Origin of the sequence: Acinetobacter variabilis (assembly GCF_000369625.1) — a bacterium.
Classification (GTDB): Bacteria; Pseudomonadota; Gammaproteobacteria; order Pseudomonadales; family Moraxellaceae; genus Acinetobacter; species Acinetobacter variabilis.
Window position 1 is genome coordinate 199,184 of sequence record NZ_KB850111.1, and the last position, 26,946, is coordinate 226,129.

The following is a 26,946-nucleotide window of genomic DNA, read 5'->3' on the forward strand; positions in this document are numbered from 1 at the left end:
AACATGCTGATTTATGTGATTCCATTAGTGATATTGATCATCGTATTAATTGTCGTAAAAAAACGACAAGATGCTCAAGAATCAGATAAAGCAAAAACTAAAACTGTAAAAGCGAAAAAACCTGGCGCTGCGTCAAAATCCACTTCACAAAGAACCAAAGTGGTCGAGCCAGCCGGAGTCGTTAAAAAATTAGCAACGCCTCTATCAGCAGAAACACGCAAGAAAATTGAAGGTCTGATTCAGGAACGTAATTTCTTTGCAGCTGAAGCGCAAATCAATCAGGCACTGAATCGCGATAATTCTCAACATGAGTTATATTTACTGCTACTCGACATTCATATCCTGCAAAAAGATGAATTTGCGATTTCACAGCTGATTAACCATGTTCGCTCTCTGGAACTGGAAGATATTCTGGCTCAGGCTGAGGTCAAAAAGCGTGAGTTTGAAAACTCTTCGGTCGCTGATCAGGATACTATTGATTTCCCAAGTGCTCAGCCACAAATCCCTCCTATACAGGAAAGTAAACCTTCGACAGATGCCTTTGCAGACCTGGTTGCCACTCCTGCTTCAAACGAACAGGCATTTGATGCATTACAACAGGAACTGCAACCAAGCAAACCAGCTGCTGTAGCGGAACCAGTACCTGATATCCAACCCTTGGAGTTCAACTTTGAACCGAAGATTCCAGTGGCTGAGCCAGTAAAAACGGAAGAAGCTTCGCCTGTATCAGATAATTCAGTTGAATTTGATCTTCAGATGAGTACTGCTGAAACCCAGACTGCTCCAACAGCAGCAACTGAGTCAGCACCGGTTATGAATTTTAAGCTTGAGCTTGAACCATCTGTATCTTTAGAAACAGAATCAGCGCCTGCAACAACAGAAGAAATCCAGCCTTTAGATTTTTCTTTCTCTCTAGACACTCCAGCACCTGCTGCGGAAAAAACAGCCGAACCTGCAACTGAGTTTGACCTGTCTAGCCTCGATATTGCAACGCCTGCAACTGAAACGCCTGCTGCGACTGAAACATCTGGACTAGATTTTAAACTTGATAATATCGAAGCTGTAAAAGAAGCTCCTGTTTCTACAGGGGTGAATTTTGAGATTCCGACAGCGCCAGTAAATACAGCAACCGATCAACATGATCCATTGGTGCAGTCTTTCCCGGAGCTGATGGAAGTTAATGAAGCGGACCTTAACCTGGAGCTGGCACAGCAATATATCCAGTTAGGCGCTTATGCAGCTGCCCGTGAAGTCATTGCTGAACGTGAAACTGAATATACAGCAGCACAACGTCAGCAAGCCGATCAGTTGCTGAATCAAATCGCATCTTAATCAATTTCCCTTTACACTAAAGCAGTCACATTTGGCTGCTTTTTTTATGATGAAAGATATTGCACTGATTTATATGGGCGGCACCTTTGGCTGTGTCGGTGACCCGCTCGCCCCTATGTCTGCCGATTTATTTATTCCAAAACTGGAACAGCTGCTTGCTACGGATCAACCGTTGATTCAGTATTACTGCGCTCCTGTGATTAAGGACAGTAGTGCCTGTACTGCTACAGACTGGTTAGAACTGGTGCAATTTATCCAAAATCTGCAATCTGAACAGCAGATACAACATTTTGTGATTATTCACGGGACAGATACCCTGAGCTATGCCAGTGCAGTATTGGCACATTTTATGGGGAATTCAGCTCATATTGTGCTGACTGGCAGCCAGTATCCCCTCCTGAATGCTGAAGGCGATGCGCAACGCGAATTTAGCGATGCCATGGACAATCTGAGCTTTGCGCTCGCTTCAGTAACTCAGTGTAATGCAGGTGTTTATCTGGCTTTTCATCAGCAACTGATTCATGCCCAGACTACCTTAAAGCAGCATACCACTGAGCTGAATGCCTTTACTGGTCTGGACGCGCATATATCTATTCAGGCCAACCAGCAAAGTTATCAGGTTACGGCAAACGATATTGCCAAAGCTCCAGATTTTAACTGCATGAGCTTGATGATGCAGCCGATTGATTTAGTCCAACAGTTCAATAATCTGAAAAATATTTTGGCCCATCCGCCCCACTTCCTATTCCTGCAAGGTTTTGGAACCGGCAATCTGGCCGTCAATCCAGAGATCGTAGATTGCATCAACCAGCTCTATGCTAAAGGCTGTATCTCGGTCTTAACTACTCAAGTGCCTTTCGGTGCCACTGATCAGCGTTATGCTATTGCTGAATGGGTTCATGATTGCAAAATTCTGCTCAATGAAAGTTATGGCCATGCTGATCTTTATGCAAAAGCCCTAAAAATGTATTTACAATATGACACGGTAGAACAATGGCATACCCATTGGTACGATTAGACAGGTTTTGAGGTCATTATGCAGCGTTTTGCGGTGGGAATTGAGTTTTGTGGAACGAATTATCGAGGTTGGCAGACTCAACAGCCGGGCGTAATCAGTGTTCAGGAAACAATCGAGAAGGTACTCAGTAAAATTGCCGATAAACCGATTATTCTGCATGGTGCAGGCCGAACCGATGCCGGCGTGCATGCGACGAATATGGTTGCACATTTTGATACCCATGCCTTGCGTTCTGAACGAGGCTGGTTAATGGGCTCAAATAGCCAGTTACCTAAGGATATCTCGATCCAATGGATCAAGGAGATGGATAATGGCTTCCATGCACGCTTTAAAGCACAGGCACGCCGTTATCGCTATATTGTCTATAACCATCCGGTACGCCCTGCCTTGCTGCATAAACAGGTCACGCATATTTACTATCCACTTGATGTCAAAAAGATGATTGAGGCAGCTGCAAAGTTTGAAGGCACGCATAACTTTGAAAGTTTCCGTGCAGCAGCCTGCCAGTCCAATCAGCCGGTACGTCATGTACGTCATTGCCGCCTGATCCAGCATGGGCCTTATCTGATTCTAGATATTCAGGCGGATGGCTTCCTGCATCATATGGTACGCAATATCATGGGCTGTTTACTGGAAATCGGTCAAGGCATGTATGAGGTTGACCATATTGACCATATTTTTGCAGCAGAAGATCGTAAAGCAGCCGGAGTTACCGCACCACCGGACGGTCTGTATTTTATTCAGGCTGAATATCCAGAGCATTTTGACTTACCCAAAATACCTTTGGGTCCATATTGGTTGAATATGCCGGAATAAGCTAATTATTTTTAATTTTTAAATCCCTCCTAACCTCCCTTTAAAAAGGGAGGAACTCTCCTCCTGAGCAAAGCTTAAGCACTGCTTTAAGCTGAAGCGCAAGAAAGGAGGGACTTAGGATGGTAATTAACGCTGCTTCCGCTTCCGATATTCCACTGGTGTTTCATTGGTCCAGCGTTTAAAGGCACGGTAGAAGGTACTCGGTTCCGAGAATCCAGTCAGATAAACAATACGCTCCACACTTTCATTGGTACTCGCTAATAAACGTTTAGCCAGACGACAGCGATAATCGGACAGAATCTGCTGGAAACTAGTATTAGCCTCACTGAGCTGGGTACGTAAACGACGTGGAGTAATATTCAGTTGAGCGGCTACAGTTTCCAAAGTCGTTTCACCGCTTTCTAAAGTAGAACCGATTGCACGACGCACTTCCCCGACTAAATCGTAACGAGCCAGTTCCTGTAATTTTTCAATCGCCAGCTGTTCATGTAGCTGCAACAGTTCCGGTTCTGCCTGCCAAAGTGGAAAATCCAGAATACTTGGATCAAAATACAAACGGGTTTCTTTCTGCCCCAAACTTACCGGACATTCATAAACCCGGAAATATTCTTCATCTGCCGCGCCTTTGGAAAAATTAAAATCGATATAGATCGGTTCAAAACGGCCTTCAGTAATAAATTTAAAGAAACGCAACACACCTGACATCGCACATTCGGTAAAGTGACGATTGACCAGACTTTCAGCAAAAGGCTGTTCACCATTGGTCAGATAGCAGCGATCATCTTCGACCACCAGCTTGGCATGAAAGGCATCACTGATCAGACGCTGATAAGCCAGTGCACGTTTCAAGCCTTCACCAAAATTCTCTGATGAAATAAACAGATGCTCAATCACCTGTCCGCGATAGAGTGGCAAATGTTCACCCAGATGCAATCCGATATCCGGGTCCTTACTGACCTCTTCTGCGGCAACCCAGAAGGCATACTGAGCACTAAGCGGAGTACGGTCATTGGTCTCCACCTGATTTAAAGCGACTCCTGCTTTCGTCAGAAGTTCTTCTGTTGGCAAACCTGCACGACGAATCGCCTGATAGCCTAAACGCAATACGACTGATGCATCCGTTAGCTGACTCACTCAAAAACCTTCCTTGTATGTACTTCATTTATACTTAAAAAGATTGAAATTAGATTAACTGTGATTGACCAAACTGACAACAGATACCATACGCTTTTTAGTTAAAAAAGTTTAAACTCATACTTCGCTTATTTTACTGACAGATGATCAGTCTAACGCCCATTACACCTTGTGTTTTGCGAAAAAATTGACTATAATTTGCGCCTTTCCAATTTATTCATTCAGGTAGGCTATGGCCAATAAAGAGGAACTCATCGAGTTCGAAGGCGTTGTCACCGAGACGCTTCCTAATACTATGTTCCGTGTACGTTTAGAAAACGGTCACGAAGTAATTGCCCATATTTCTGGTAAAATGCGTAAACACTATATTCGTATTTTGACTGGCGATAGCGTGAAGGTCGAAATGACTCCTTATGATTTGACTAAGGGTCGTATCACATACCGTGCGCGCTAAGTTTTAGCGGAAGCAAAAGCCACTCATCCAGTGGCTTTTTTATTGCCTTTTCTTTTATATCAATTCCCCTGCACATTCCCTATACTGCATTCGAAGATAATCATTTCTATTTTTCCTCTAATAAAAACAGTGAATCATTCATGCAAAAAATCTTGTTTTCTCTGATCCTAGGAATCAGCCTGAGTGCCTGCGCCACTACCAATTCGACAAAATCACGACAACTAGATCAGCAACTACAGCAATATATCGGCCAATCTGCAGAGTCAATTCGCAAGGATCTGGATTTAACTGCACTCGGTTTTAAGACCTCAAAAGCACCTGTACAAACGGAAAACGTCTGAGTTATACCGTACTTCGCACCATTTAACTTCCGTTGGGAATACCCGCCATTCAGCAAAGTGTCAGTATAGGTGCCCCTGTACGACTCGCAACTGCACCCGGCCCGGGTTATCAGGTTGAAATGCCTTGTCAGATTCATTTACAGCTAGAACAAGGGACTGCCCAATCCGTGCAATATAGCGGACGTGCCTGTTAATACTCATTTTTGCTTTTTATTCATTTTGAAGTGAATATAAGAACATTCTAAGTTGTCTTGGATTTGATGGCTACAGCTAACATCTAACTGCCTGATTATTGTTGTCTTACCTAATAATAAATTACAACAGTTCCTCTCACACTTTGCTACTACACTGTTTTTAAGCGTTCCTTGAGTAGGAGTGATGTGATGTTGTTAAGCAAAGGGACTCCTCTGGTATTGGGCTTGAGCATCCTGTTGCTCGGTCTGTCAGGGTGTGCACAGACACCCACGATCAGCCAGGCCGACCGTGAAGCTTATTTACAGCAATTTATTGGCCAGAGCAGCCAGTATATTGATCGCAATTTAGATTTGAAACGTTTGGGTTATCAGCAAATCAGTGAACCTGAGCTCAGCTCCCAACAGCTCAGCTATGTCGTAGAACGTCCTGTGACCGTGCCCTTACCGATTGCCCAATTTCCGGCAGCAGGTACAGGCACAGTTCCGGTTCCAGTCACTGTGAGTCCTGCATCAGGGTATGATGTGAATTTGCAATGCAAGATTACCTTTTTGCTTAAAGACAATATTGCAACTTCTGTCAGCCTTACGGGTCGAACCTGTTAATCAAAATCAGTCATAAAAAAACGCAGCTCAAGGCTGCGTTTTTTACGTAGAAATACTGAGTAACTTAATTCAATGCAGTCACAACTGCCTGACCCATTTCCACCGTACCCACTTTAGTCATGCCTTCAGACATGATGTCAGCCGTACGCAGACCTTGGTCTAAAACATTACCTACCGCATCTTCAATAGCTTTTGCAGCCGCTTCTTCACGGAAGGTATAACGCAGCATCATGGCTACAGACAGAATAGTTGCCAATGGGTTTGCCAGGTTTTGACCTGCGATATCTGGTGCAGAACCATGGCAAGGTTCGTACATCCCTTTACCATTTTCATCCAATGAAGCTGATGGCAACATACCGATTGAACCAGTCAGCATTGCAGCTTCATCAGACAGGATGTCACCGAACAGGTTTGAAGTCACAATCACATCAAACTGCTTAGGCGCACGTACTAATTGCATCGCAGCATTGTCTACATACATATGAGACAAGTTAATGTCTGGATATTGCTCTTCTTTCAGTGCAGTCACGGTTTGTTTCCAAAGCTCAGTCACTTCAAGCACGTTGGCTTTATCGACTGAACATACTTTACCGTCACGCAGGCCAGCAAGTTCGAACGCAACTTTGGCAATACGCTTGATTTCAGATTCTGCATAAACGTCAGTGTTAAAACCTTGTTTTTCGCCATTTTCCAGTTCACGGATCCCGCGTGGCTGACCGAAGTAAATACCGCCGGTCAATTCACGTACGATCAAGATATCCAGACCAGAGACAATTTCCGGTTTCAAGCTAGAGGCATCAGCCAATTGTGGATAAAGAATCGCTGGACGTAAGTTCGCAAACAGATTCAACTCACTACGTAGTTTTAACAGGCCACGTTCTGGACGGATTGAACGCTCAATCGTATCCCATTTTGGACCGCCTACAGCGCCGAGCAGAATTGCATCTGCTTTTTTCGCCTGTTCAGAGGTTACCTCTGGATAAGGTGAACCGTGTGCATCAATCGCAGCACCACCTAAAAGACCTTGTTCCCATGTTAAACCCAGATTGAATTTTTCATTAACTCGTGTAAGCACCTGTTCTGCGGCTTTTACAATCTCAGGGCCAATACCGTCACCAGCTAAAATCAAAATTTGTTTAGACATGAGCTTTTCCATTTATAAGGTCAGGCATCCACCTGACTAGGTTAAATTTTTTTTTCTACAAACTCTGCAATGCCATTGATGACATTATAGGGTTTGCAAAAACGACGAATCACTTTCTGCTCTTGCAACAGGTCCACACACAATGGATCAGGTGCAGAGGCATTTAATAAACTGGTGCTACGTGCATTTCGGTCACGGAACATTTTCAAGGTATAGCGTTTATTCGCCTTAAACTGCTGGAACAGATGCAAGGTCTCAGCCTTATCCTTGCTAATCGGATAGAAACGCACCACCAGTTCATGCTGCCCTTCCGGCACAGATAAATAAATCGGATTATCCTGTTTCAGGTTTTTGGCCTGCAAACGAACCAGACGCTGATCTAGCGCTTCTGGGCTGATTCGCTTGGTGGACTCATCCACAATCATGGTCCGATCTAAACGTTCAAACTGACAATCCGGTGTGCCTGCACAATAAATCAAAGCATTGGATTTGCTTTCTGCATCTTCTTTGGCATGTTTAAGTTTGAAGGTATCAATGCTCTGACACGCGGTCATCAGCACTGATACTGCACTTAGAGCAAGCCACTGTTTCCAATACGTTGCCATGATGTCTGTATTAACCTATCAAAAAAATTAATAATCTTCTGATATTAGCAAGGCCTTCGCAGTCATGCCATGACAATTTTTGCTGTTTTATGAATGAATTTCAGCAAATACCCATGGGCGTGATTGTTTGGTTTTTTCTTCGTAGGCACGAATATCATCTGCCGCCTGCAAAGTTAAGCCAATATCATCCAAACCATTTAACAAACAATGCTTACGGAATGGGTCCACTTCAAACTTGAAGCTTTCGCCATTTGGTGTACGAACTTCCTGCGCTTCCAGATCAATCGTTAACTGATAACCTTCAGCTGCTGCACATTCCTTGAATAACTGATCAACCGTTTCTTCCGGCAAGATCACCGGCAACATGCCATTTTTAAAACAGTTATTAAAGAAAATATCAGCAAAGCTTGGCGCAATCACAGTACGGAAACCGTATTCATTCAAGGCCCAGGGCGCATGCTCACGGCTTGAACCGCAACCGAAGTTAGCACGTGAAATTAAGATCGATGCACCTTGATAACGTGGCTGGTTTAATACGAAGTCCGGGTTAATCGGACGAACCGAGTTGTCCTGACCTGGATAACCTTCATCCAAATAACGCAATTCATCAAACAGGTTTTCACCGAAACCGGTACGTTTGATCGATTTCAAAAACTGTTTTGGAATAATTAAATCTGTATCGACATTGGCACGGTCTAAGGGTGCAACAATACCTTGTTCAACGGTATAAGCTTTCATATTTCTGCTCCTGCGTACCAATTAAAATGAACGGACATCAACAAAGTGACCGGCAATCGCTGCAGCAGCAGCCATGGCTGGGCTCACCAAATGGGTACGACCGCCATTACCCTGACGACCTTCAAAGTTACGGTTTGAAGTTGAGGCACAATGCTCGCCTGGCTGCAATTTGTCAGCATTCATTGCCAAGCACATAGAACAACCTGGTTCACGCCATTCAAAACCAGCTTCGATAAAGACTTTGTCCAAACCTTCAGATTCTGCCTGCTGTTTCACCAAACCCGAACCCGGAACGATCATGGCCTGTTTAATGCTAGAAGCCACTTTACGACCTTTGATCACTTCAGCCGCAGCACGAATATCTTCGATACGTGAATTGGTGCAGGAACCGATGAATACACGGTCTAACTGAATATCTGCTAAAGCCTGACCTGCAGTTAAGCCCATATATTGATAAGCACGGTTCCAGTCATTGCGCTGTACATCATCTTTGGCCTGTTCCAAAGTTGGGACCGCTTGAGACACCGGAATCACCATCTCAGGAGAAGTCCCCCAAGAGACTTGTGGTTCAATCTCTTCACCTTGCAACACCACAACTGTATCGAAGTGCGCGCCTTCATCAGAATGCAAGGTATTCCAGTACGCAACCGCCTGATCCCATTGCTCGCCTTTCGGTGCATATGGACGGTCTTTGACATACTCAATGGTTTTTTCATCGACTGCGACCATACCGACACGTGCACCCGCTTCAATTGCCATGTTACATACGGTCATACGGCCTTCGATCGACATGTCACGGAATACCTGGCCACCAAATTCAATTGCGTGACCTGTACCGCCAGCAGTTCCGATTTTACCGATAATGGCTAAAACCACATCTTTCGGTGTTACGCCCTGACCTAATTTACCGTCAACGCGTACCAACATGTTTTTCATTTTCTTTTGAACCAGGCATTGGGTTGCCAATACATGTTCAACTTCTGAAGTCCCGATCCCGTGTGCCAAGCAGCCGAATGCACCATGTGTCGCGGTATGTGAGTCACCACATACAACCGTCATACCTGGCAAGGTTAAGCCCTGCTCAGGACCAACAACGTGCGCGATCCCTTGACGAATATCGTTAATATCAAATTCAACAATATCGAACGTCTTACAGTTGTCATCCAAGGTTTGTACCTGGATACGTGAAGTATCATCTTCAATCCCAGCCACGCCCTGCTCACGCTCTTTTTTAGAGGTCGGTACGTTATGGTCAGGTGTTGCGATGTTGGCACTTAAACGCCATGGCTTACGGCCAGCAAGTTGCAAGCCTTCAAAGGCTTGTGGTGAAGTCACTTCATGCAATAAATGACGGTCGATATAAAGTAGAGCTGAACCATCATCTCGTTGTTTTACTAAATGATCATCCCATAACTTATCGTATAATGTTTTTGCTGTTTGGGTCTCGCCTGCCATGTCGATGTGCTCCACTGGACTGGGTAAATTCTTTCGCTAATTTTGATTATATCGCTGCATTCACATAAATCTAATTTATCATTTTTATTAGTTAAAAAACTTTTTGGAATCTTTTAAAACTTAAATTAAATCATAGTTTAGCTCTCTTTTTATAAATCTAATTTTCCGATCGTTTTATTAAAAATATTCGTTTTTACAAATTAAATGAGAATTATTATTATTTCCTCATCGGCACAAATTATCTGTTTTGAGGAAGATCCACATGGCACATATTCAACGTTTCGTAGAAAACAATCAGCGCATGTTCAAAAAGACATTTAGCTATTACATCATGCACATCACCGTTGCGATGTTAGTGGGCTATTTTGTCACAGGCAGTTTAACCATGGCGATTGCCTTGAGTTTATTAGAACCGACTGTACAGGCGGTTGCTTTCTTCTTCCACGAGAAAATCTGGGAAGCAAAACGCCAGCAACAGGATGAGGAAATCACCGCATAATTTTTTGTCGATCTTCCTCTTTTAGCCACCTACCCTCGGTGGCTTTTTTTATGACATAAAATAAAACATTTAAAAATGTGTATTAATTCAACATTAAACCAAGAGTTCTATATTTTTACTTTGATTTATTCTTAAATTATTACAATAATAAACTTAAGCATAAAAAAACTTTATAGGTGATCAAGATGAATCTCGCAGCTTTTGAAGCCTTTGTAAAAGTCATGGAAACAGGTTCGATTTCTCTGGCTGCAGATCAGCTTTTTATTACCCAACCGGCTGTGACCAAACGTATTCACAGTCTGGAAGAATATTTCGGGGTGAAATTATTTGAATCTGCGGGCCGTGGTGTACAGGCTACTCATGCGGCACATTCCCTGCTGCCTAAGGTAAAAAACTGGCTGAACGAGCTGGGTGATATTCACTATACCCTGAGTCATGAACAGGGTCAGGTACAAGGTAAACTGAAAATTGGCACCAGTCATCATATTGGCCTGCATCACTTACCGAGCCATCTGCGTGAATATGTACAGCAATATCCAAATGTGACGCTAGATGTACATTTTGTAGATTCAGAACAGGCACATGAACAGGTGATGGCGGGTGATCTGGAACTGGCTTTCCTGACCTTGCCACCGCATGGTGATGAACGTCTGAAATATGTCACCATCTGGAATGATCCTCTGGTTTTTGTGGTAGCGCCGTTCCATCCGCTGGCTCAGCAAAAAAACCTGTCTCTTGAAGATCTTGTGAATTACCCGAGCCTTCTACCTTCTGCGCAGACCTATACCACGCAGATTACTATGGCCGAGTTTGAAAAACAGGGTATCAAGCCGAAAACGACCATGAGCAATAACCCGCTTGAATCCATCCGGATGCTGGTTTCGATTGGTTTAGGCTGGTCAGTCTTACCCAAAACCCTGGTCAATCATGACCTGCAAGAACTGGATCTGAATCTGGAAATGAACCGTCAGCTCGGTATGGTCTGGCATCCGGGTCGTACTCAATCCAAGGCAGCTGAAGCATTGGTTCAACTGATGCAAGGCCCGTCAATTTAAAACTAATTTTCACATTTCTCTGCTGCATCAATATCGGTGCAGCATTTTGTTACCTAAATACATCGCATCTGTCACTTCCTTTCAAGTACTTTTAAAAGCATCAAATTCATTTTCCTGAAGATGAAAAATTAAAACGTACTCAAGGAAGCACAGAATGCAGATCAAATCTTCTGATTCCAAAACTTTATTATCTTCTTCTCATGACCTGCTCGAAGAAATGGGTTTATGGAAACCGCTTAAACCAACGCTACAGCCTACTCCCAACCTTGATTTTGAAGATGAACCGACGACGCGTGCCGTATTACGTAATTATTTTCTAAATACCTTTGACACCTATGAGCAACTGTTTGACTGTCTGAAGAATGAAGAAGCCTTTTATGTCAAACCGATTGCCTTACGTCATCCACTGATCTTTTATTTTGGTCATACTGCCACTTTTTTTATCAATAAGCTGTTGCTGGCTCAACTGATTCCGGAACGTTTAAATCCGCATATGGAAAGCATATTTGCGATTGGTGTAGATGAAATGAGCTGGGATGATCTGGATGAACAGAACTATCACTGGCCTAGCATTCAAGCGGTACGTGATTACCGGCATCAGGTACGTGCCCTGGTCTTGAAAGTGATAGAACATGCGCCGCTACAACTTCCACTAAACTGGCACAATCCCTGGTGGACCATCATCATGGGCATTGAGCATGAACGGATTCATCTGGAAACGTCTTCGGTTTTAATCCGCCAGCATCAGTTACGTTATGTACAAAATCATCCGCAGTGGCGTGCCAATGTCATTACCGGTATTGCACCTGAAAATAGTCTGGTAAAGGTACCGGCAGGTCAGGTCAATTTACATAAAAATTTCGAACATGCTTTTTATGGCTGGGACAATGAATACGGCCACCATCATGCCGAAATTGAAGAATTCGAAGCCTCTAAATATCTGGTATCCAATCAGGAGTTTTTAGCCTTTGTGGAAGCAGAGGGTTATCAGACAGCTAACTACTGGACTGAAGAAGGCCAGCAATGGTTGGCATTTTCTCAAGCCACACATCCTACCTTCTGGATCAAAACTGAACTGGGTTGGTCCTTAAGACTGATGCTGGAAGAAGTTCCGATGCCTTGGGACTGGCCAGTCGAAGTGAATTATCATGAAGCCAAGGCTTTCTGTAACTGGAAATCAGTACAGACCGGAGAGTCCATTCGCCTGCCAACTGAAGATGAATGGTATCGACTGTATGCAGTTTCAGGACTGGATCCCAAATTACCAAGTCCTGAGCAAGCCAATATTGAATTAAAATATGGCCCTAGCTCTTGTCCGGTGGATCATTTTCAGCATGGCGATTTTTATGATGTTCAGGGCAATGTCTGGCAATGGACCGAGACCCCGATTTATCCTTTCGAAGGCTTTCAAGTCCATCCCTTCTATGATGATTTTAGTACCCCTACCTTCGATGGCCAACATCATCTGATTAAAGGCGGTTCCTGGATTTCGGCCGGTAATGAAGCCCTGCACAGTTCACGCTATGCATTCCGGCGACATTTTTTCCAGCATGCCGGTTTTCGCTATGTTGCCGCGGAAGAGACATCACTGCAGTTTCACTCGCAATATGAAAGCGATCAGCTGATTTCCCAATATCTTGAATTCCAGTATGGGGCGGAATATTTCGGTGTTCCAAACTTTGCACAAAGCCTCATCAAACTAGCCCGTCCTTATTTTCAGAACATTCCATGCCATAAAGCACTGGATATCGGGTGTGCGACTGGACGTGCCAGCTTTGAACTGGCTCAAGATTTTGATCAGGTCACCGGTCTAGATTTTTCTGCCCGTTTTATTCAGCAAGGCGTAGTACTGGCCCAAGGAGAGACCCTGCGCTATAGCATTCCTGTTGAGGGCGAACTGGTGGAATATAAATCCTGCTCACTGGCAGAACTTGGACTTGAGCAGGCTGCCAATAAGGTCGAGTTTTATCAGGCCGATGCCTGCAACCTGAAACCTCAGTTTACAGATTATGATTTTATTCTGGCAGCTAACCTGATTGATCGTCTGCATCATCCTAAAGCTTTTCTGAGTGAGATTCATAAGCGCCTGAATATGGGCGGCATTTTGATGCTGGCCTCGCCTTATACCTGGCTGGAAGAACATACAGCACGCAGTGAATGGATCGGCGGATTTAAGCAGGCAGGAGAAAACCTGAGTACCTTAGAGGGCATCAAGGCTTTACTTAGTTCACATTTTGAAATGCTAGACGAACCTGTGGATGTGCCTTTTGTGATTCGGGAAACAGCGCGTAAATATCAACATACCCTGTCCCAAGTAACTTTATGGAAACGAACACAGTAATACCCAAATGAAAAAGCCAATCAACTGATTGGCTTTTTGTTCACTACTCAATTCCGCTAGTGGCATCCTCGTGCAGAGATTCATTGAGCTGATCTACCACAATGGCCCATTCTCCATCTGAAGCAATTTTTTCAGCCAGGAACTGGCGCTGCGCATCTGACCAGTACGGCGCCTCCATCAGGTTTACATCTTTGGGTAATTGATGCTCATGAATAAATTGGGCAATCCCTTCTGCACTTGAATCCAGACCTAACTGTGCAAATAGATGAGTCATACGCGGTCTAACTTGGGTCATTTTCATTACCTCGGCGCTTGCTATCGTTATTGTCGACTTGCTTTATTTGCTCTGAGCATAGCATGTTTATGCAGCAACAGGCATGTCAAAAAGTAGCCTCTTCTGCTTATAAAAAAGCACAACCAAAGTTGTGCCTGATTAAATCGAAAGAATTACTTAAATCGACCAGTTCTGAATTTCCCAGCCCTGTTCTTTAGCCAGTGCTTCCAGACGATCATCCGGATTCACAGCAATGGCATGATCTGCATGTTCCAGCAGAAAACGGTCATTGATTGAATCTGAATAGGCCCAAGACTCGGTCACCTCACGACCAGCCAGCCATTGTTCCAGACGGGTCAGTTTACCTTGCTGATAGCAGGCGATATTGGTCACCTTACCGGTATATTTACCGTCAATGACTTCAGCATTGGTGGCAATAATTTCAGTAATCCCAAACTCACGGAAAATCGGTGCAGTAATAAAGTCCGAAGTTGCAGTAATGCCGACAATTTCATGCCCTGCATCTTTATGGCGCTGAATCGCTTTAAAACCTTCCGGACGCATCTGTGGGCGAATGACTTTTTGCATGAACAGTTGATGTAATTCGGTCAGATAATCATGGTCATGTTGAGTCAAAAACTGGAATACAAATTCATTATAGGCATAAGGATCCAGTTGACCCTTTTTATAGTCCTCATAGAACTTGTCATTCATGGCGCGGTGATGAACGGGATCCACCAGGCCTTCATTGACCAGGAATTCCCCCCAGGAATGATCCGAATCGGTGTTTAACAGGGTGTGATCGAGATCAAATAGCGCCAATTTCATGAAAATACTCGTAAAAACTGAAATTTAAGAAAAAAATTGTAAATCTATCTCCGCTAGTCGATAGAAATTCGTTAAGATCATAGCAATTTTAACATTTTTAAACTTTGCTTTTTTTCGAGTTGGATAAAGAAATAATATTCCCCGAAAGCAAAGGCATAAATTAAACAATTTTAGGTAGCCAAATGATCGACTCAGAAGGTTTCCGACCGAATGTCGGGATCATTTTGGCAAACGATGCTGGACAGGTTTTATGGGCAAAACGCATTGGTCATAATGCATGGCAATTTCCACAAGGAGGTATCCAATATGGAGAAACCCCTGAGCAGGCACTTTATCGTGAGCTGAGAGAAGAAGTTGGCTTACTGCCTGAACACGTCCAGATTATCGCGCAGACCAAAGGATGGTTGCGTTATCGTTTGCCGTATCGATACATTCGCACGGATTCAGATCCGGTATGTATCGGTCAAAAACAGAAGTGGTTTTTACTCAAACTGACGGCACCCGTACAGAACATTCAGCTTGATCTGTCCGATCCGCCCGAATTTGATCAATGGCAATGGGTCAGTTACTGGTATCCATTAGGCCAAGTGGTGAATTTTAAACGCGATGTTTATCGCAAGGCCATGATTGAACTCTGTCAGCAATTACCACAACAAAAACCTTAAAAAAATCGCGTGCATGTGCAGATTTTTTGCTCGGCTATTGTTATAAATAAACTAAATTACCGGACTTCTAAAAAAATACGGAGCAGCACCCATGTCGAATATGCAACTGGATACCCTGAGACGCATTGTCCAAGAGATTAATGCGTCTACCAGTTTGCATGAATCACTCGATATTATGGTCAATCAGGTCGCTGAGGCCATGCATGTGGATGTTTGCTCCATTTATCTGCTCGATGAACGCAACCAGCGTTATCTATTAATGGCATCTAAAGGCCTGAAGCCCGAAGCTGTCGGTCATGTTTCTCTACATACCGGTGAAGGCCTGGTTGGTCTGGTCGGTCAGCGTGAGGAAATCGTTAACCTCGACAATGCCCCTAAGCATGATCGTTTTCTGTATTTACCGGAAACGGGCGAAGAAATTTATAATTCCTTTCTGGGCGTTCCGGTCATGTACCGCCGTAAAGTCATGGGCGTACTGGTTGTCCAAAATCAAGAATCCCAGGATTTTAGTGAAGCAGCCGAATCTTTCCTGGTTACGCTATGTGCTCAGCTTTCGGGCGTAATCGCTCATGCACATGCAGTCGGCAATATTGATGTATTCCGAAAACCAAATAATTTACCGGCATATAAAACCTTCCAGGGCGTATCCGGTTCTGGCGGGATCGCACTTGGTCGCGCCATTGTGCTTTATCCCCCTGCAGATCTAGGCGCTGTTCCGGATCGTGAAGCAGATAATATTAGCGAAGAACTGGCTTTGCTAGATAATGCTTTAAATTCGGTGCGTGAAGAAATTCAGTTCCTGGATGACAAAATGCAGGATGCGCTGATGGCCGAAGAACGTGCTTTGTTCAGTGTATTCCTGCGTATGCTGGATGAAAATGCCCTGCCATCAGAAATTAAAGCATTGATTCGTGATGGTCACTGGGCACAAGGTGCGGTTCGCATCGTGATTGATAACCATGTGGCGCAGTTTGTCCAGATGGAGGATGATTACCTGCGTGAACGTGTCGCTGATCTAAAAGATCTGGGACGTCGTATTCTGGCCAAGTTGCAGGAAGCCGATGAAAGCCATCGCGAACTGACCGATGAAAGCATCCTGATTGGTGAAGAAATTTCAACGGCTGCACTGGTGGAACTGCCTGTTGATAAGATTGCCGCGATTGTCACCACTGAAGGTGCCATGAATTCGCACATGGTGATTGTGGCACGCGCACTCGGTATTCCGACTGTCGTGGGTGTGACTGAACTGCCCATCAATACTCTGGATGACGTCGAGATGATTGTCGATGCGCATCAGGGCCGTATCTTTATCAATCCACCACGTCGTCTGCGTACCCGCTATAAAGAAATTCAGAAAGAAGAAGAACAGATTGCCAAAGATCTACGTCAATACGAGACCAAAGATGCAATTACGCCAGATGGTACCGCTGTACGTCTGTTTGTAAATACCGGCCTGATGATTGATGTGGTTCGTGGTGTACAGCGTGGTGCCAAAGGTGTTGGCCTATACCGTTCGGAAATCCCGTTCATGCTACGTGACCGCTTCCCGGGAGAAGAGGAACAACGTGCCATTTACCGGCAGCAACTGAGTCACTTTGCCAATAAACCGGTAGTCATGCGAACGCTGGATATTGGTGCAGATAAAGACCTGCCATATTTCTCGATTAAGGAAGAAAATTCAGCATTGGGCTGGCGCGGAATTCGTTTTACGCTGGATCATCCTGAAATCTTCTCTTCACAAATTCGCGCCATGCTGAAAGCCAGTATCGGTCTGAACAATCTGCATATCCTGTTGCCGATGGTGACCAGTGTCAGTGAAGTTGAAGAAGCACTGTATCTGTTAGAACGTGATCATCATGCCGTTCAGGAAGAAGAACAGGTCAAAATTACCAAGCCGCAAATCGGGATTATGGTGGAAGTGCCGAGCGTACTGCATCAGATTGATGAGTTTTCTGAACTGGTTGATTTCTTCTCGGTCGGTTCTAACGATTTGACCCAATATTTACTTGCTGTCGACCGTAATAACCCACGTGTGGCCAATGTCTATTCACATTTGCATCCAGCGATTCTGCGTGCTCTGACCCGTCTGGTAGAGGATTGTCACCGTAATAACAAACCGATCAGTATCTGTGGTGAAATGGCTGGTGATCCTCTATCGGCCGTACTATTAATGGCCATGGGATTTAATACCTTGTCCATGAGTTCTAGCAATATTTTGAGAGTCCGAAAAACGATCTGTCATGTACCGATGCCGGATGCACAGGAATTACTCAAACATGTACTAAAACTGGACAATCCACTCATGGTAAAAAGCTGGATGGAGCATTATTTTAGAACACATGGTTTAGGAGATATGGTGAAATCCACCACCCGTATGGTCAGCGCTTAAGGAGGAACTTTTCCAGGTTCCTCTGCATCAGTCGAGGTACTTATGGAATTTGTACTTATCCTGCTTATGCTGGCTGCAGCATTTTATTTTATTATTGCACCGGCCTTACGTTCGCAAAAATCCAGATATACATCTTCTGGTGGTCGTAATAATACAAGTACCAGTCACCAGTATATCCGTGAAACTGAACGTCCTAAAGCCTGTCCCTTATGGGGAATTGAAATTTCTCGTAGCCAGCAACGGCGTTTAGGCAAGAATGATCCATCGGTCATTGCGGCAAAACTGTATCGGCAACAGCTAGGAAAATTTGCCAGTTTTCAGCAGACTCGGCCTATGGCTGATGCTGATCGAAATAGATCTTCGAGTTCTGCGACCCTGCCTCGTTTTTTTCAAAATATGTTTCCCGAAGAAGCTTCTTCAACCACCCGGAGGACTTCACCGCATTCTTCGAAAAGAAATTCATCTTTTAACTATACCTGACAGAATCCCTTAAAATCAGCTTCTGCCCAAAACAGATCTACGTCTTCCTGGCCGCCCTAAGCCGCCCATAAAAAAGGGCGATCATCTTGTTGATATCGCCCTTGTTTGTGCTTGGTATAACCACGTTTTGCATTTTTCTTCCGGTCTACAAAAACCTGGCTTTTGTTGACTTCATGCATGTGTTTTGCCACAAAATTGTGGATCACCACCTGCTTGGCTGTTTTTTTCTTGGCCATTTTGCTCTCTATGTGACTTGGAGGAAGGAGTGAGATAATTATAGGGCTGACTGACTAATTTTCAAGCATATTTGCCAATGCTTTTTTAAAAATAAAGCCCATTTAGCTAGGATTTTCTGTATGCAACAATGCGAGCTATAACCAGAAAATACCCTTATTCCATTCATTATTGTTATGGGTTTCTTCAGCCAAACAAAACTCAATTAAAAAACCATTTAAAATAAAACAGTTATAAAATTCATTTTAAATACCACTTTTCACTTATTATTTTTATCCTTTGATAAAAACATATTATGGACTTAGATATTGTTATTTTCGTTTAATCCCATTCATTATTCGAGTTATTCAAAATATATAGAATTTGATATTGTCAGAGAGTGGAAAACCCATTACTTTTTAAGAGTAACCATTTAATTTTCAATATTTTAAACTTTATTAACTTTAAAAATATTTTTTGAGTGAGCTCACTCAATTATATCCTGAATTCTATTTTGTGCTGTCACACCCTTTATTTAAAGATATTGTAAATATAGTGAAACCTGATCTGATTAGCATATATTTCAATATTTTATGAATACTAGATAAACGACACAAGATATTCAAAACTTGGAGAGGAAAGATGAGCCAAGATTTTAAAAAATGCCCTGTCACCCACCTGACCACTGAAGCTGGTGCGCCTGTGGTCGACAACCAGAACAGTATGACGGCAGGTGCGCGTGGACCTTTACTTGCTCAGGATTTATGGCTGAATGAAAAACTGGCTAACTTTGTTCGTGAAGTGATTCCTGAGCGCCGTATGCACGCAAAAGGTTCAGGTGCATTTGGTACTTTTACTGTGACCAGTGACATTACTGAGTACACCCGTGCAAAAATTTTCTCGGAAGTTGGCAAAAAAACCGAAATATTTGCCCGTTTTTCGACCGTCGCTGGTGAACGCGGTGCAGCTGATGCAGAACGTGACATTCGTGGTTTTGCCCTGAAGTTCTATACTGAAGAAGGTAACTGGGACCTAGTCGGTAACAATACGCCGGTATTCTTCCTGCGTGATCCACGCAAATTCCCTGACTTAAACAAAGCAGTAAAACGCGATCCGAAAACCAATAAGCGTAGCGCCACCAATAACTGGGATTTCTGGACTTTATTGCCGGAAGCTCTACATCAGGTCACCATTGTAATGTCGGATCGTGGGATTCCGGCTGGTTACCGTCATATGCACGGTTTCGGCAGTCATACCTACAGTTTTATCAATGCCCAAAATGAACGCTTCTGGGTAAAATTCCATATGCGTACCCAGCAAGGCATCAAAAATCTGACTGATGCTGAGGCAGCAGAGCTAATTGCTAAAGACCGTGAAAGCAGCCAGACTGACCTGTTTGATGCGATTGAACGTGGTGATTATCCGAAATGGAAAATGTACGTTCAGATCATGCCTGAAACCGATGCCGAGAAAGTGCCTTATCATCCGTTTGACCTGACCAAAGTCTGGCCGAAAGGTGATTATCCGCTGATTGAAGTAGGTGAATTCGAACTCAACCGTAATCCGGAAAACTATTTCCAGGACGTAGAACAAGCAGCTTTTGCGCCAAGCAATCTGGTACCAGGCATTAGTTACTCACCGGATCGTATGCTACAGGCACGCTTAGTCAACTATGCTGATGCTGCACGTTACCGCGTGGGCGTGAATCATGCCCAGATTCCGGTCAATGCTGCACGTTGTCCGGTACATTCAAATCATCGTGATGGTTTGGGCCGTATGGACGGCAACTATGGTTCATTGCCGCATTATGAGCCGAACAGTTTCAGCCAGTGGCAGGAACAGCCAGAATTCAGAGAGCCACCACTCAAAATCACGGGTGATGCAGATTTCTGGGATTATCGCAAAGATGATAATGACTACTTCAGCCAGCCACGTGCCCTGTTCAACCTGATGAATGATGAGCAGAAACAGGCTCTATTTAACAATACCGCAGCCGCAATGGGTGATGCGCTTGATTTCATCAAGTACCGTCATATCCGTAACTGTTATGCTTGTGATCCAGCCTATGGTGAAGGTGTTGCCCAAGCTCTTGGGATGAGCGTAGCTGATGCCCAGATGGCTCGAGCAACTGATCCAGCCAAAGGCCTACCAAGCTTTCTCTAAGTTTTTCAGCTTGAACTGAGCGAATAAAAAAAACCACCCGAGGGTGGTTTTTTTATTGGTGTTAAATTAAAGCATCAGGAATATGAATTGCAGTTCAATTTAAGCGGCTTCACGTTGATGTTTAACATCATAACGGTCAGCGTTCATGACTTTGGTCCAGGCTTTGACAAAGTCACTTACAAATTTTTCCTTATTGTCATCCTGAGCATAGACTTCAGAATAGGCACGTAAAATTGAGTTAGAACCGAAGACCAGATCGACACGGGTTGCAGTCCATTTCAGGTCATGCGTTTGACGGTCACGGATTTCGTGAAGGTTTTCTTCTACCGGCACCCAGACATTATTCATATCCATCAGGTTCACAAAGAAATCATTGCTCAATACACCGACCCGATCAGTCAGTACGACATGCTTGCTTCCACCATGATTAGCACCTAGGACCCGCATTCCACCAATTAATACTGTCATTTCTGGTGCTGTAAGTCCCATCAATTGAGTACGATCGACCAGCATTTCTTCTGGCTGAGCGGAGTAGTTCTGTTTTAACCAGTTACGGTAGCCATCATGCAACGGTTCCAGATCTTTAAATGAATAGACATCGGTTTGTTCCTGAGTCGCATCTCCCCGGCCTGGAATAAATGGCACCTGAATATCTACCCTAGCTTCCTGTGCTGCTTTTTCTACTGCGGCCGATCCGCCCAGTACAATCAGGTCAGCGATACTGACTTTTTTCTCCAGACCTGCCTGAATTTCTTCAAGTTTGTTCAGCACTTTATTCAAGCGCTCCGGTTCATTGCCCACCCATTCACGTTGTGGCTGTAAACGAATACGGGCACCATTGGCCCCACCACGATAAGTCCGTGCACTGTCCCAAGCGGTATTGATCAGCTCAAAGCGACTCAAGCCGCTATCCAGCAGTTTTTCTTTCAGGTCCGCAATTTCGCTCTCATTTAAGGTGTAATCTACTGATGGAATTGGATCTTGCCAGATCAGGTCTTCTTCCGGTACATCCGGCCCCAGATAACGAGATTTCGGCCCTAAATCACGATGGGTCAATTTGTACTAGGCACGGGCAAAAGTTTCGGAAAAATACTCCGGATCACGATAGAATTTTTCGGAAATTTCCCGATACCCCGGGTCGATTTTCAGCGCCATATCGGCATCGGTCATGATCGGATTACGGCGCACATTGGTCATATGCGCATCCAATGGGCGATCTTCTTCTTTAATATTAATCGGCTCCCATTGCCATGCGCTGGCCGGGCTCTTTTTTAGCTCCCAGTCATAGTTCAGCAGCAGATAAAAGAATTCATTGTCCCAGCGGTTCGGGTTAGTCGTCCAAGCACCTTCCAGACCACTTACCATGGTATAGGCGGCATTACCGGTTTCTTCCAGGTTATTCCAGCCCAAACCCTGTAATTCGAGTGGTGCAGCTTCTGGCTCCGGTCCAAGTACATCAGCCTTACCATTTCCATGTGCTTTCCCGACGGTATGTCCACCTGCCGTCAGAGCGACGGTTTCTTCATCATTCATGGCCATACGGTCGAAGGTGGTACGCATATCCTGTGCGGTTTTTAACGGATCCGGTTTGCCGTCCACCCCTTCCGGATTGACATAAACCAGTCCCATTTGTACTGCAGCAAGAGGATTTTCCAGCGTATTCCGGTCTTCTTTATTGTCATAACGTTCGCGGGTCGCATCCAGCCATTTATGCTCTGCACCCCAATAAATATCTTTTTCTGGATGCCAGATATCTTCACGCCCACCGGCATAACCAAAGGTTTTTAACCCAGCCACCTCATATGCGACCGTACCAGCCAGAATAATCAAATCTCCCCAAGAAATTTTATTGCCATATTTCTTTTTCACTGGCCATAACAGACGGCGGCCTTTGTCGGTATTGACGTTATCTGGCCAGCTATTCAATGGCGCAAAACGTTGATTACCGGTATTCGCACCCCCACGTCCATCCTGCTTACGGTAGGTTCCGGCCAGATACCAGGCGGTACGCACCATCATGCCAATATAGCTGCCCCAGTCCGCGGGCCACCAGTCCTGACTGGAGGTTATCAGTTCCCTGTTTAACTGCTTCCAGATCTAGTTCGCTAAAGGCTTTAGCGTAGTCAAAATCAGGGTCCATGGGATTCGTTTTGCGGTCATGCTGATACAAAATATCCAAATTCAGTGCATTGGGCCACCAGTCTATATTCGAGCTACCAGCGGCAGTATGCGCTGATAGAAGGGACATTTACTTGTGCCAGGTTGTGTAGGCTTATTCATGAAGGCTTCTCCAGCTTTATAGTTAACCTGCTTGTTTTTCCAAGCTATTTCCATTATGAGCTATTTCACCTTACTGGCTTTTTTACAGAGCTTAAAGATAGACTCACCAAACACTACAATCCTGATGCCAAGCCATAATATTGTAGTAGCCATCCAATTAAGAAAAGTTGATCACTCCCATTTTTATTTTCAAATGAGCCAAAGAATTTAAAGTGACGAACATCCTTGTTAAGAAGTTTTATATTAATGTGTGTAGAACTACACTATCAAAGCCATATCGCAAAAAAGAAGTATAACGATGAGCAAAAATATTGAAGATATCATTCAAAGCCATGACATCATTTTATTTGATGCGGTTTGTGTGATTTGTAATGGCTGGGCAAAGTTTCTGATTAAATACGATAAAAAAATCCAGTTTAAACTGGTCTCTGCACAATCGGAGCTGGGCACTGCCCTGCTTAAGCACTACCAGATGTCGACAGAACATTACACCACCATGGTAGTCATTAAGGATGGCAAACTTTATACCGAATCTACTGCTTTACTGAAGGTGATGCAGCATCTCGGTTTTCCATTTTCTTTGATGAATGCTGGCTATTTCATTCCACGTTTTATTCGCGATTTTCTATATCGTCTGGTGGCTTTAAACCGCTATAAGCTATTTGGCAAAACTGATTCTTGTCTGATTCCTTCTCTCGAAAATAAACGCCACTTTCTGGAAGAGGCTGTCCATGAATTCTGATTCTGTATTAATGCAACCGCTGCGTACAATCCAGTTTGCCTTAGCTGCACTCTGGCTGTATCAGGGCTTGGTTCCAAAAATTCTGTTCCAATCTACTGCTGAACTGCAAATCTGGCAAAATATGGGGGTTAGCCTACTGCTCGCTAAAAGCTTGGTAGGCTTATCTGGGTTGTGTGAAATACTGTTTGGTTTGTGCTTTTTAAAATGGAACAGATCCCTTCTATTACATGGTTTGAATATTGCTGGACTGGGCGGATTATTACTGCTGATCGTACTCACCGACCCTTTACAGCTTATAGCCGCCTTTAATCCTGTAGTAATGAATATCGCGATGCTGATGCTTTTTGTTATCGTCATTCAAATAATTCAACAAGAACAAAGAGAAGCCCTTAGACAATAATCCGTTTACCTTCACGAATACAGTAAAACGGGTTAATCAGCTTGGATGAATGCTGGATAATATGCTGCAGTTCATTTTCAGGCTGGTCACGTGCTTCATCGGTGAGCTGGAAGGTCCGATAATGGATCGCCATTGAACAACGTGCCATTAAGTCCTGATGGGCATGAAAAGCATCTTCCGGATTCATGTGAATATTGCGCATCAATTCACGTGGTTCATAGGCACCGATCGGCAACAGCGCAATTCGTGGTGGCCCAAGGCGTTTTCGAATTTCCTTGAAATGCGGCGCATAACCGCTATCCCCAGCAAAATAGCAATGATCCTTGCCATTCAATAAGGAAAAACCGCCCCATAACGCACAGTTCTGATCGCGCATTCCACGTCCTGAAGCGTGCTGTGCTGGCGAATAGACAATCTGGATATCTTCAAAAAATGCATTTTCCCACCAGTCCATTTCAATGACATTATAGTCTTTAGGCAGGTACCAGCCATTGCCAAGGCCAGTATAGATCGGCATTTGATAGGTTTGATGCAGCCAGGCCAAGGTCGCCAGATCCATATGATCATAATGGTTATGGCTGAGCAATACGGCATCAATATGCGGCAGCTCATCCAGGGCAATGCCAGCAGGAATAACGCGCTGTGGCCCTCGGGATGCAAAAGGACTGGCATATTCACACCAGACCGGATCAGTCAGAAAATTATACGGCCCGATCTGGATCAGAGCGGTGGCATGCCCAATAAACCAGATTTGCCAGTCATCTAAAGTGGCTTCCGGCCGGTTTTGTGGCAAGGCACGCGGACGTGAAAAAAACTCGGCACGTTCCTGTTCCAGATTCACTTCCCAGGTGCTGGATTTTCTGGTGAATAACCATTTATACAAGTCAAAGCGACTTTGCTCGAGCGAATGATGCTCCAGATTCTTAAACCGCTCACCATCAAAATGATCGGAATGTAGATAATCAAATACCGGCTTGGACCAGAGATGTTTCCAACTGGACTCAGTCTCAAGCTGAAATTTTTTAGTCTTGAAAAGATCTTGCATAAATATCCACTATTTATTATTTGTTATATGCAAGACAGCATCCACTTGGAATTTTCAAACGGAGCATCTCTTTAAATCGCATACAAACTTATATACTTCGGTATTCCAGCATAGTATGAAATACGTGCCTAAGATTCATTTATGTTTTTGTTATTTTTAGCAAAACATCGAGCCAATGGAAAGACCAAAACCGATGAAAATCTTCTAAAAAAATAAATACTGGTGATCAAGTTTGTGCCCATTCTGCTTTCTAAAAAGACAGGAGAATGATCAATATTCATCCGATAATTCTCACTCCATACCTGACTGTACATGATTTCATGACCTAAATTTTTATCCCGTATTCACGTAATCACGCTTGATGCCCTTCTGACTATCCGACGAAAGTTATCTGCTGAAAACTTCATTTCCTTAAATACGACCTTGGGTCCGTTCCAGCCATACCGCTTTGGTTTGAGGTTTCACAAATAGAGTAATAATTTCTGGGTGTAGCTGTTTGATCTGCGCTTCAATCCGGTTAACGCAAGCTTCAATTTCATCAGAAGTCAGATCGTCTTTGAATTCCAGACTTAAGGAGGCAATTACCTGATGTGCACCCATTTGCTCGGTTAATACACCATTGGCGCTATAGACCGCAGCATCCTGCTGGGCAATGTTAAGTACATTTTCACGTAGTCTAGGATCTGCTGTTTCACCCAGCAATAAGCCTTTGGTTTCACGTGCCAGTAACCAGGCCGATACCGCCAACACGACACCAATCAGAATAGAGGCAGCACCATCCAGTTCAGGAATATTCAGTTGATGAGCCAGGAAAATCCCGATCAGGGCAATAAAAAGACCTACTAGCGCAGCAGTATCTTCAAATAATACGGTAAAGGTGGTCGGATCTTTACTACGTCTAAAGGCTTCGAAATAGCCCATCTTGCCTTTCATTTTACGGAAGGTTCTTAAAGCCACTGTCCAGGAGAATCCTTCACACAGAGTCGCAATACCCAGGACAATATAGTTGATCATCGGATCCTGCATTTCTTCAGGATGAATGATGTGCAGGATGCCTTGATAGATGGATACAATCGCACCCAGTGCAAAGACCATCAAGGCCACAATAAAGGCCCAGAAATACAGTTCACGGCCATAGCCAAAAGGATGGTGGGCATCTGGGCGCTGCTCTGCCTTTTTCATGCCGTAAAGAAGCAGAATTTCATTCAGGGTATCGACCACCGAGTGAATCGCTTCACTGAGCATCGCAGAACTATTGGTAATATAGGCTGCGACGAATTTAACCAGTGCAATAGCGAGGTTGCCAAATAACGCTGCATAGACCACAATTTTATTAGATTCAGATGACATTCAAAGTTGTCCTAGTTTTTCCTCAAACAGATGGATCTATTTGATTTTTCATTTTATCTCTTTGCATCTTAATAAACTGCTGACATAAATTGTTTATTGTTTTGTTGTTCTCATTTTTAATCGGAAACTTCATGGCTGTGATTGTCCTTACTTCTGCCGATCGGCATCCTCAGCTCCTAGAACTGTGGGAGCAATCTGTCCGGGCTTCGCATCATTTTCTGAATGACGAGCAAATCCTGAAGATTCGCCAGCAGATTATCCAGCATGGTTATTTTGATCAGGTGCAACTGTTCCATGTGGAACATCAGCAGCAGATTCTGGGTTTGATGGGTATACTGAACAAAGCTAGCAATACTGTTTATTGTGTCTGATGCGACTATCCTTGACT

General features: G+C 44.0%; 27 protein-coding genes and 1 pseudogene. 17 read left to right on the forward strand and 11 right to left on the reverse strand.

The window, feature by feature from the left end:
- The first annotated feature begins 3 nt into the window (after positions 1-3).
- From F897_RS00960 to truA, 3 genes are read left to right on the forward strand one after another with little or no spacing between them, the layout of a single operon-like run.
- Positions 4-1,332: a hypothetical protein gene (locus F897_RS00960; RefSeq protein WP_005232336.1), complete on the forward strand. Its 1,329-nt coding sequence runs from the start codon at positions 4-6 to the stop codon at positions 1,330-1,332.
- 46 nt (positions 1,333-1,378) lie between these two features.
- The gene (locus F897_RS00965; RefSeq protein WP_005232338.1) at positions 1,379-2,350 is read left to right on the forward strand and encodes an asparaginase domain-containing protein; all 972 of its coding nucleotides are present in this window, start codon (positions 1,379-1,381) and stop codon (positions 2,348-2,350) included.
- 18 nt (positions 2,351-2,368) lie between these two features.
- Positions 2,369-3,166, forward strand: a complete 798-nt coding sequence (truA, locus tag F897_RS00970) for a tRNA pseudouridine(38-40) synthase TruA (protein ID WP_005232340.1) — start codon at positions 2,369-2,371, stop codon at positions 3,164-3,166.
- A gap of 126 nt (positions 3,167-3,292) precedes the next feature.
- On the opposite strand, the gene F897_RS00975 is transcribed toward truA, so the two are convergent.
- Positions 3,293-4,300, reverse strand: a complete 1,008-nt coding sequence (locus F897_RS00975) for an AraC family transcriptional regulator (RefSeq protein ID WP_004781856.1) — start codon at positions 4,298-4,300, stop codon at positions 3,293-3,295.
- A 232-nt stretch (positions 4,301-4,532) separates the two neighbouring features.
- On the opposite strand from F897_RS00975, the gene infA reads away from it, so the two are divergent.
- From infA to F897_RS00990, 4 genes are all read left to right on the forward strand, one after another.
- Entirely contained in the window at positions 4,533-4,754 is a 222-nt protein-coding gene (gene infA / locus F897_RS00980) for a translation initiation factor IF-1 (RefSeq protein WP_001284370.1), read from the forward strand.
- 140 nt (positions 4,755-4,894) lie between these two features.
- Positions 4,895-5,095 (forward strand): hypothetical protein, encoded by a 201-nt coding sequence (locus F897_RS16765; RefSeq protein ID WP_005232343.1) that lies wholly within the window; start codon positions 4,895-4,897, stop codon positions 5,093-5,095.
- 32 nt (positions 5,096-5,127) lie between these two features.
- Positions 5,128-5,289, forward strand: a complete 162-nt coding sequence (locus F897_RS17640) for a hypothetical protein (protein ID WP_164071333.1) — start codon at positions 5,128-5,130, stop codon at positions 5,287-5,289.
- Positions 5,290-5,478: 189 nt separating this feature from the next.
- On the forward strand, positions 5,479-5,892 hold the full coding sequence (locus tag F897_RS00990; RefSeq protein WP_005232345.1) for a hypothetical protein: 414 nt from the start codon (positions 5,479-5,481) through the stop codon (positions 5,890-5,892).
- Between the two features lie 64 nt (positions 5,893-5,956).
- On the opposite strand, the gene leuB is transcribed toward F897_RS00990, so the two are convergent.
- From leuB to leuC, 4 genes are all read right to left on the reverse strand, one after another.
- Positions 5,957-7,036 (reverse strand): 3-isopropylmalate dehydrogenase, encoded by a 1,080-nt coding sequence (leuB, locus tag F897_RS00995; protein WP_005232348.1) that lies wholly within the window; start codon positions 7,034-7,036, stop codon positions 5,957-5,959.
- Positions 7,037-7,077: 41 nt separating this feature from the next.
- Positions 7,078-7,641, reverse strand: coding sequence for a hypothetical protein (locus tag F897_RS01000; RefSeq protein ID WP_005232350.1), 564 nt, complete (start codon positions 7,639-7,641; stop codon positions 7,078-7,080).
- Between the two features lie 87 nt (positions 7,642-7,728).
- Positions 7,729-8,379, reverse strand: coding sequence for a 3-isopropylmalate dehydratase small subunit (gene leuD, locus F897_RS01005; protein WP_005232352.1), 651 nt, complete (start codon positions 8,377-8,379; stop codon positions 7,729-7,731).
- A 21-nt stretch (positions 8,380-8,400) separates the two neighbouring features.
- Complete coding sequence (gene leuC, locus F897_RS01010; protein WP_005232354.1) at positions 8,401-9,834, reverse strand: 3-isopropylmalate dehydratase large subunit; 1,434 nt, start codon at positions 9,832-9,834, stop codon at positions 8,401-8,403.
- Positions 9,835-10,096: 262 nt separating this feature from the next.
- Between leuC and F897_RS01015 the strand changes: the two genes are divergently transcribed.
- The 3 genes from F897_RS01015 (at position 10,097) to ovoA (ending at position 13,729) form a co-directional block, all read left to right on the forward strand.
- Positions 10,097-10,333, forward strand: a complete 237-nt coding sequence (locus F897_RS01015) for a DUF2061 domain-containing protein (protein WP_005232356.1) — start codon at positions 10,097-10,099, stop codon at positions 10,331-10,333.
- Positions 10,334-10,518: 185 nt separating this feature from the next.
- Positions 10,519-11,388: a LysR family transcriptional regulator gene (locus F897_RS01020; RefSeq protein WP_005232358.1), complete on the forward strand. Its 870-nt coding sequence runs from the start codon at positions 10,519-10,521 to the stop codon at positions 11,386-11,388.
- A 154-nt stretch (positions 11,389-11,542) separates the two neighbouring features.
- On the forward strand, positions 11,543-13,729 hold the full coding sequence (gene ovoA / locus F897_RS01025; protein WP_005232360.1) for a 5-histidylcysteine sulfoxide synthase: 2,187 nt from the start codon (positions 11,543-11,545) through the stop codon (positions 13,727-13,729).
- 43 nt (positions 13,730-13,772) lie between these two features.
- Here the strand turns inward: ovoA and F897_RS01030 are convergent, their stop codons facing one another.
- On the reverse strand, positions 13,773-14,024 hold the full coding sequence (locus F897_RS01030) for a DUF2789 domain-containing protein (protein WP_005232362.1): 252 nt from the start codon (positions 14,022-14,024) through the stop codon (positions 13,773-13,775).
- A gap of 156 nt (positions 14,025-14,180) precedes the next feature.
- Positions 14,181-14,831, reverse strand: coding sequence for an HAD family hydrolase (locus tag F897_RS01035; RefSeq protein WP_005232364.1), 651 nt, complete (start codon positions 14,829-14,831; stop codon positions 14,181-14,183).
- Positions 14,832-15,013: 182 nt separating this feature from the next.
- On the opposite strand from F897_RS01035, the gene F897_RS01040 reads away from it, so the two are divergent.
- The 3 genes from F897_RS01040 (at position 15,014) to F897_RS01050 (ending at position 18,365) form a co-directional block, all read left to right on the forward strand.
- Entirely contained in the window at positions 15,014-15,496 is a 483-nt protein-coding gene (locus tag F897_RS01040) for an RNA pyrophosphohydrolase (RefSeq protein ID WP_004781838.1), read from the forward strand.
- Positions 15,497-15,587: 91 nt separating this feature from the next.
- On the forward strand, positions 15,588-17,885 hold the full coding sequence (gene ptsP / locus F897_RS01045) for a phosphoenolpyruvate--protein phosphotransferase (RefSeq protein WP_005232368.1): 2,298 nt from the start codon (positions 15,588-15,590) through the stop codon (positions 17,883-17,885).
- Positions 17,886-17,927: 42 nt separating this feature from the next.
- Positions 17,928-18,365: a hypothetical protein gene (locus F897_RS01050; RefSeq protein WP_005232370.1), complete on the forward strand. Its 438-nt coding sequence runs from the start codon at positions 17,928-17,930 to the stop codon at positions 18,363-18,365.
- 56 nt (positions 18,366-18,421) lie between these two features.
- Here F897_RS01050 and F897_RS01055 read toward each other — a convergent pair whose 3' ends face one another.
- Positions 18,422-18,601, reverse strand: a complete 180-nt coding sequence (locus F897_RS01055; RefSeq protein ID WP_005232372.1) for a DUF7230 family protein — start codon at positions 18,599-18,601, stop codon at positions 18,422-18,424.
- 619 nt (positions 18,602-19,220) lie between these two features.
- Between F897_RS01055 and F897_RS01060 the strand changes: the two genes are divergently transcribed.
- Positions 19,221-20,741, forward strand: coding sequence for a catalase (locus tag F897_RS01060; RefSeq protein ID WP_005232374.1), 1,521 nt, complete (start codon positions 19,221-19,223; stop codon positions 20,739-20,741).
- A gap of 99 nt (positions 20,742-20,840) precedes the next feature.
- On the opposite strand, the pseudogene katG reads toward F897_RS01060, so the two are convergent.
- Positions 20,841-23,021: pseudogene (gene katG, locus F897_RS01065) on the reverse strand (catalase/peroxidase HPI).
- Between the two features lie 298 nt (positions 23,022-23,319).
- On the opposite strand from katG, the gene F897_RS01070 reads away from it, so the two are divergent.
- Together F897_RS01070 and F897_RS01075 are read left to right on the forward strand one after the other, a co-directional pair.
- Positions 23,320-23,763, forward strand: coding sequence for a thiol-disulfide oxidoreductase DCC family protein (locus tag F897_RS01070; RefSeq protein ID WP_005232381.1), 444 nt, complete (start codon positions 23,320-23,322; stop codon positions 23,761-23,763).
- A gap of 10 nt (positions 23,764-23,773) precedes the next feature.
- Complete coding sequence (locus tag F897_RS01075; protein WP_034580433.1) at positions 23,774-24,163, forward strand: DoxX-like family protein; 390 nt, start codon at positions 23,774-23,776, stop codon at positions 24,161-24,163.
- Here the strand turns inward: F897_RS01075 and F897_RS01080 are convergent.
- Both F897_RS01080 and F897_RS01085 read right to left on the reverse strand, forming a co-directional pair.
- Complete coding sequence (locus tag F897_RS01080) at positions 24,153-25,208, reverse strand: MBL fold metallo-hydrolase (protein WP_005232384.1); 1,056 nt, start codon at positions 25,206-25,208, stop codon at positions 24,153-24,155. The genes F897_RS01075 and F897_RS01080 overlap by 11 nt on opposite strands.
- Before the next feature lie 411 nt (positions 25,209-25,619).
- On the reverse strand, positions 25,620-26,558 hold the full coding sequence (locus F897_RS01085; protein ID WP_005232385.1) for a cation diffusion facilitator family transporter: 939 nt from the start codon (positions 26,556-26,558) through the stop codon (positions 25,620-25,622).
- A gap of 131 nt (positions 26,559-26,689) precedes the next feature.
- On the opposite strand from F897_RS01085, the gene F897_RS01090 reads away from it, so the two are divergent.
- A complete protein-coding gene (locus F897_RS01090; protein WP_005232386.1) occupies positions 26,690-26,929 on the forward strand; it encodes a GNAT family protein in 240 nt (79 codons plus the stop codon).
- The last annotated feature ends 17 nt before the right edge of the window (positions 26,930-26,946 follow it).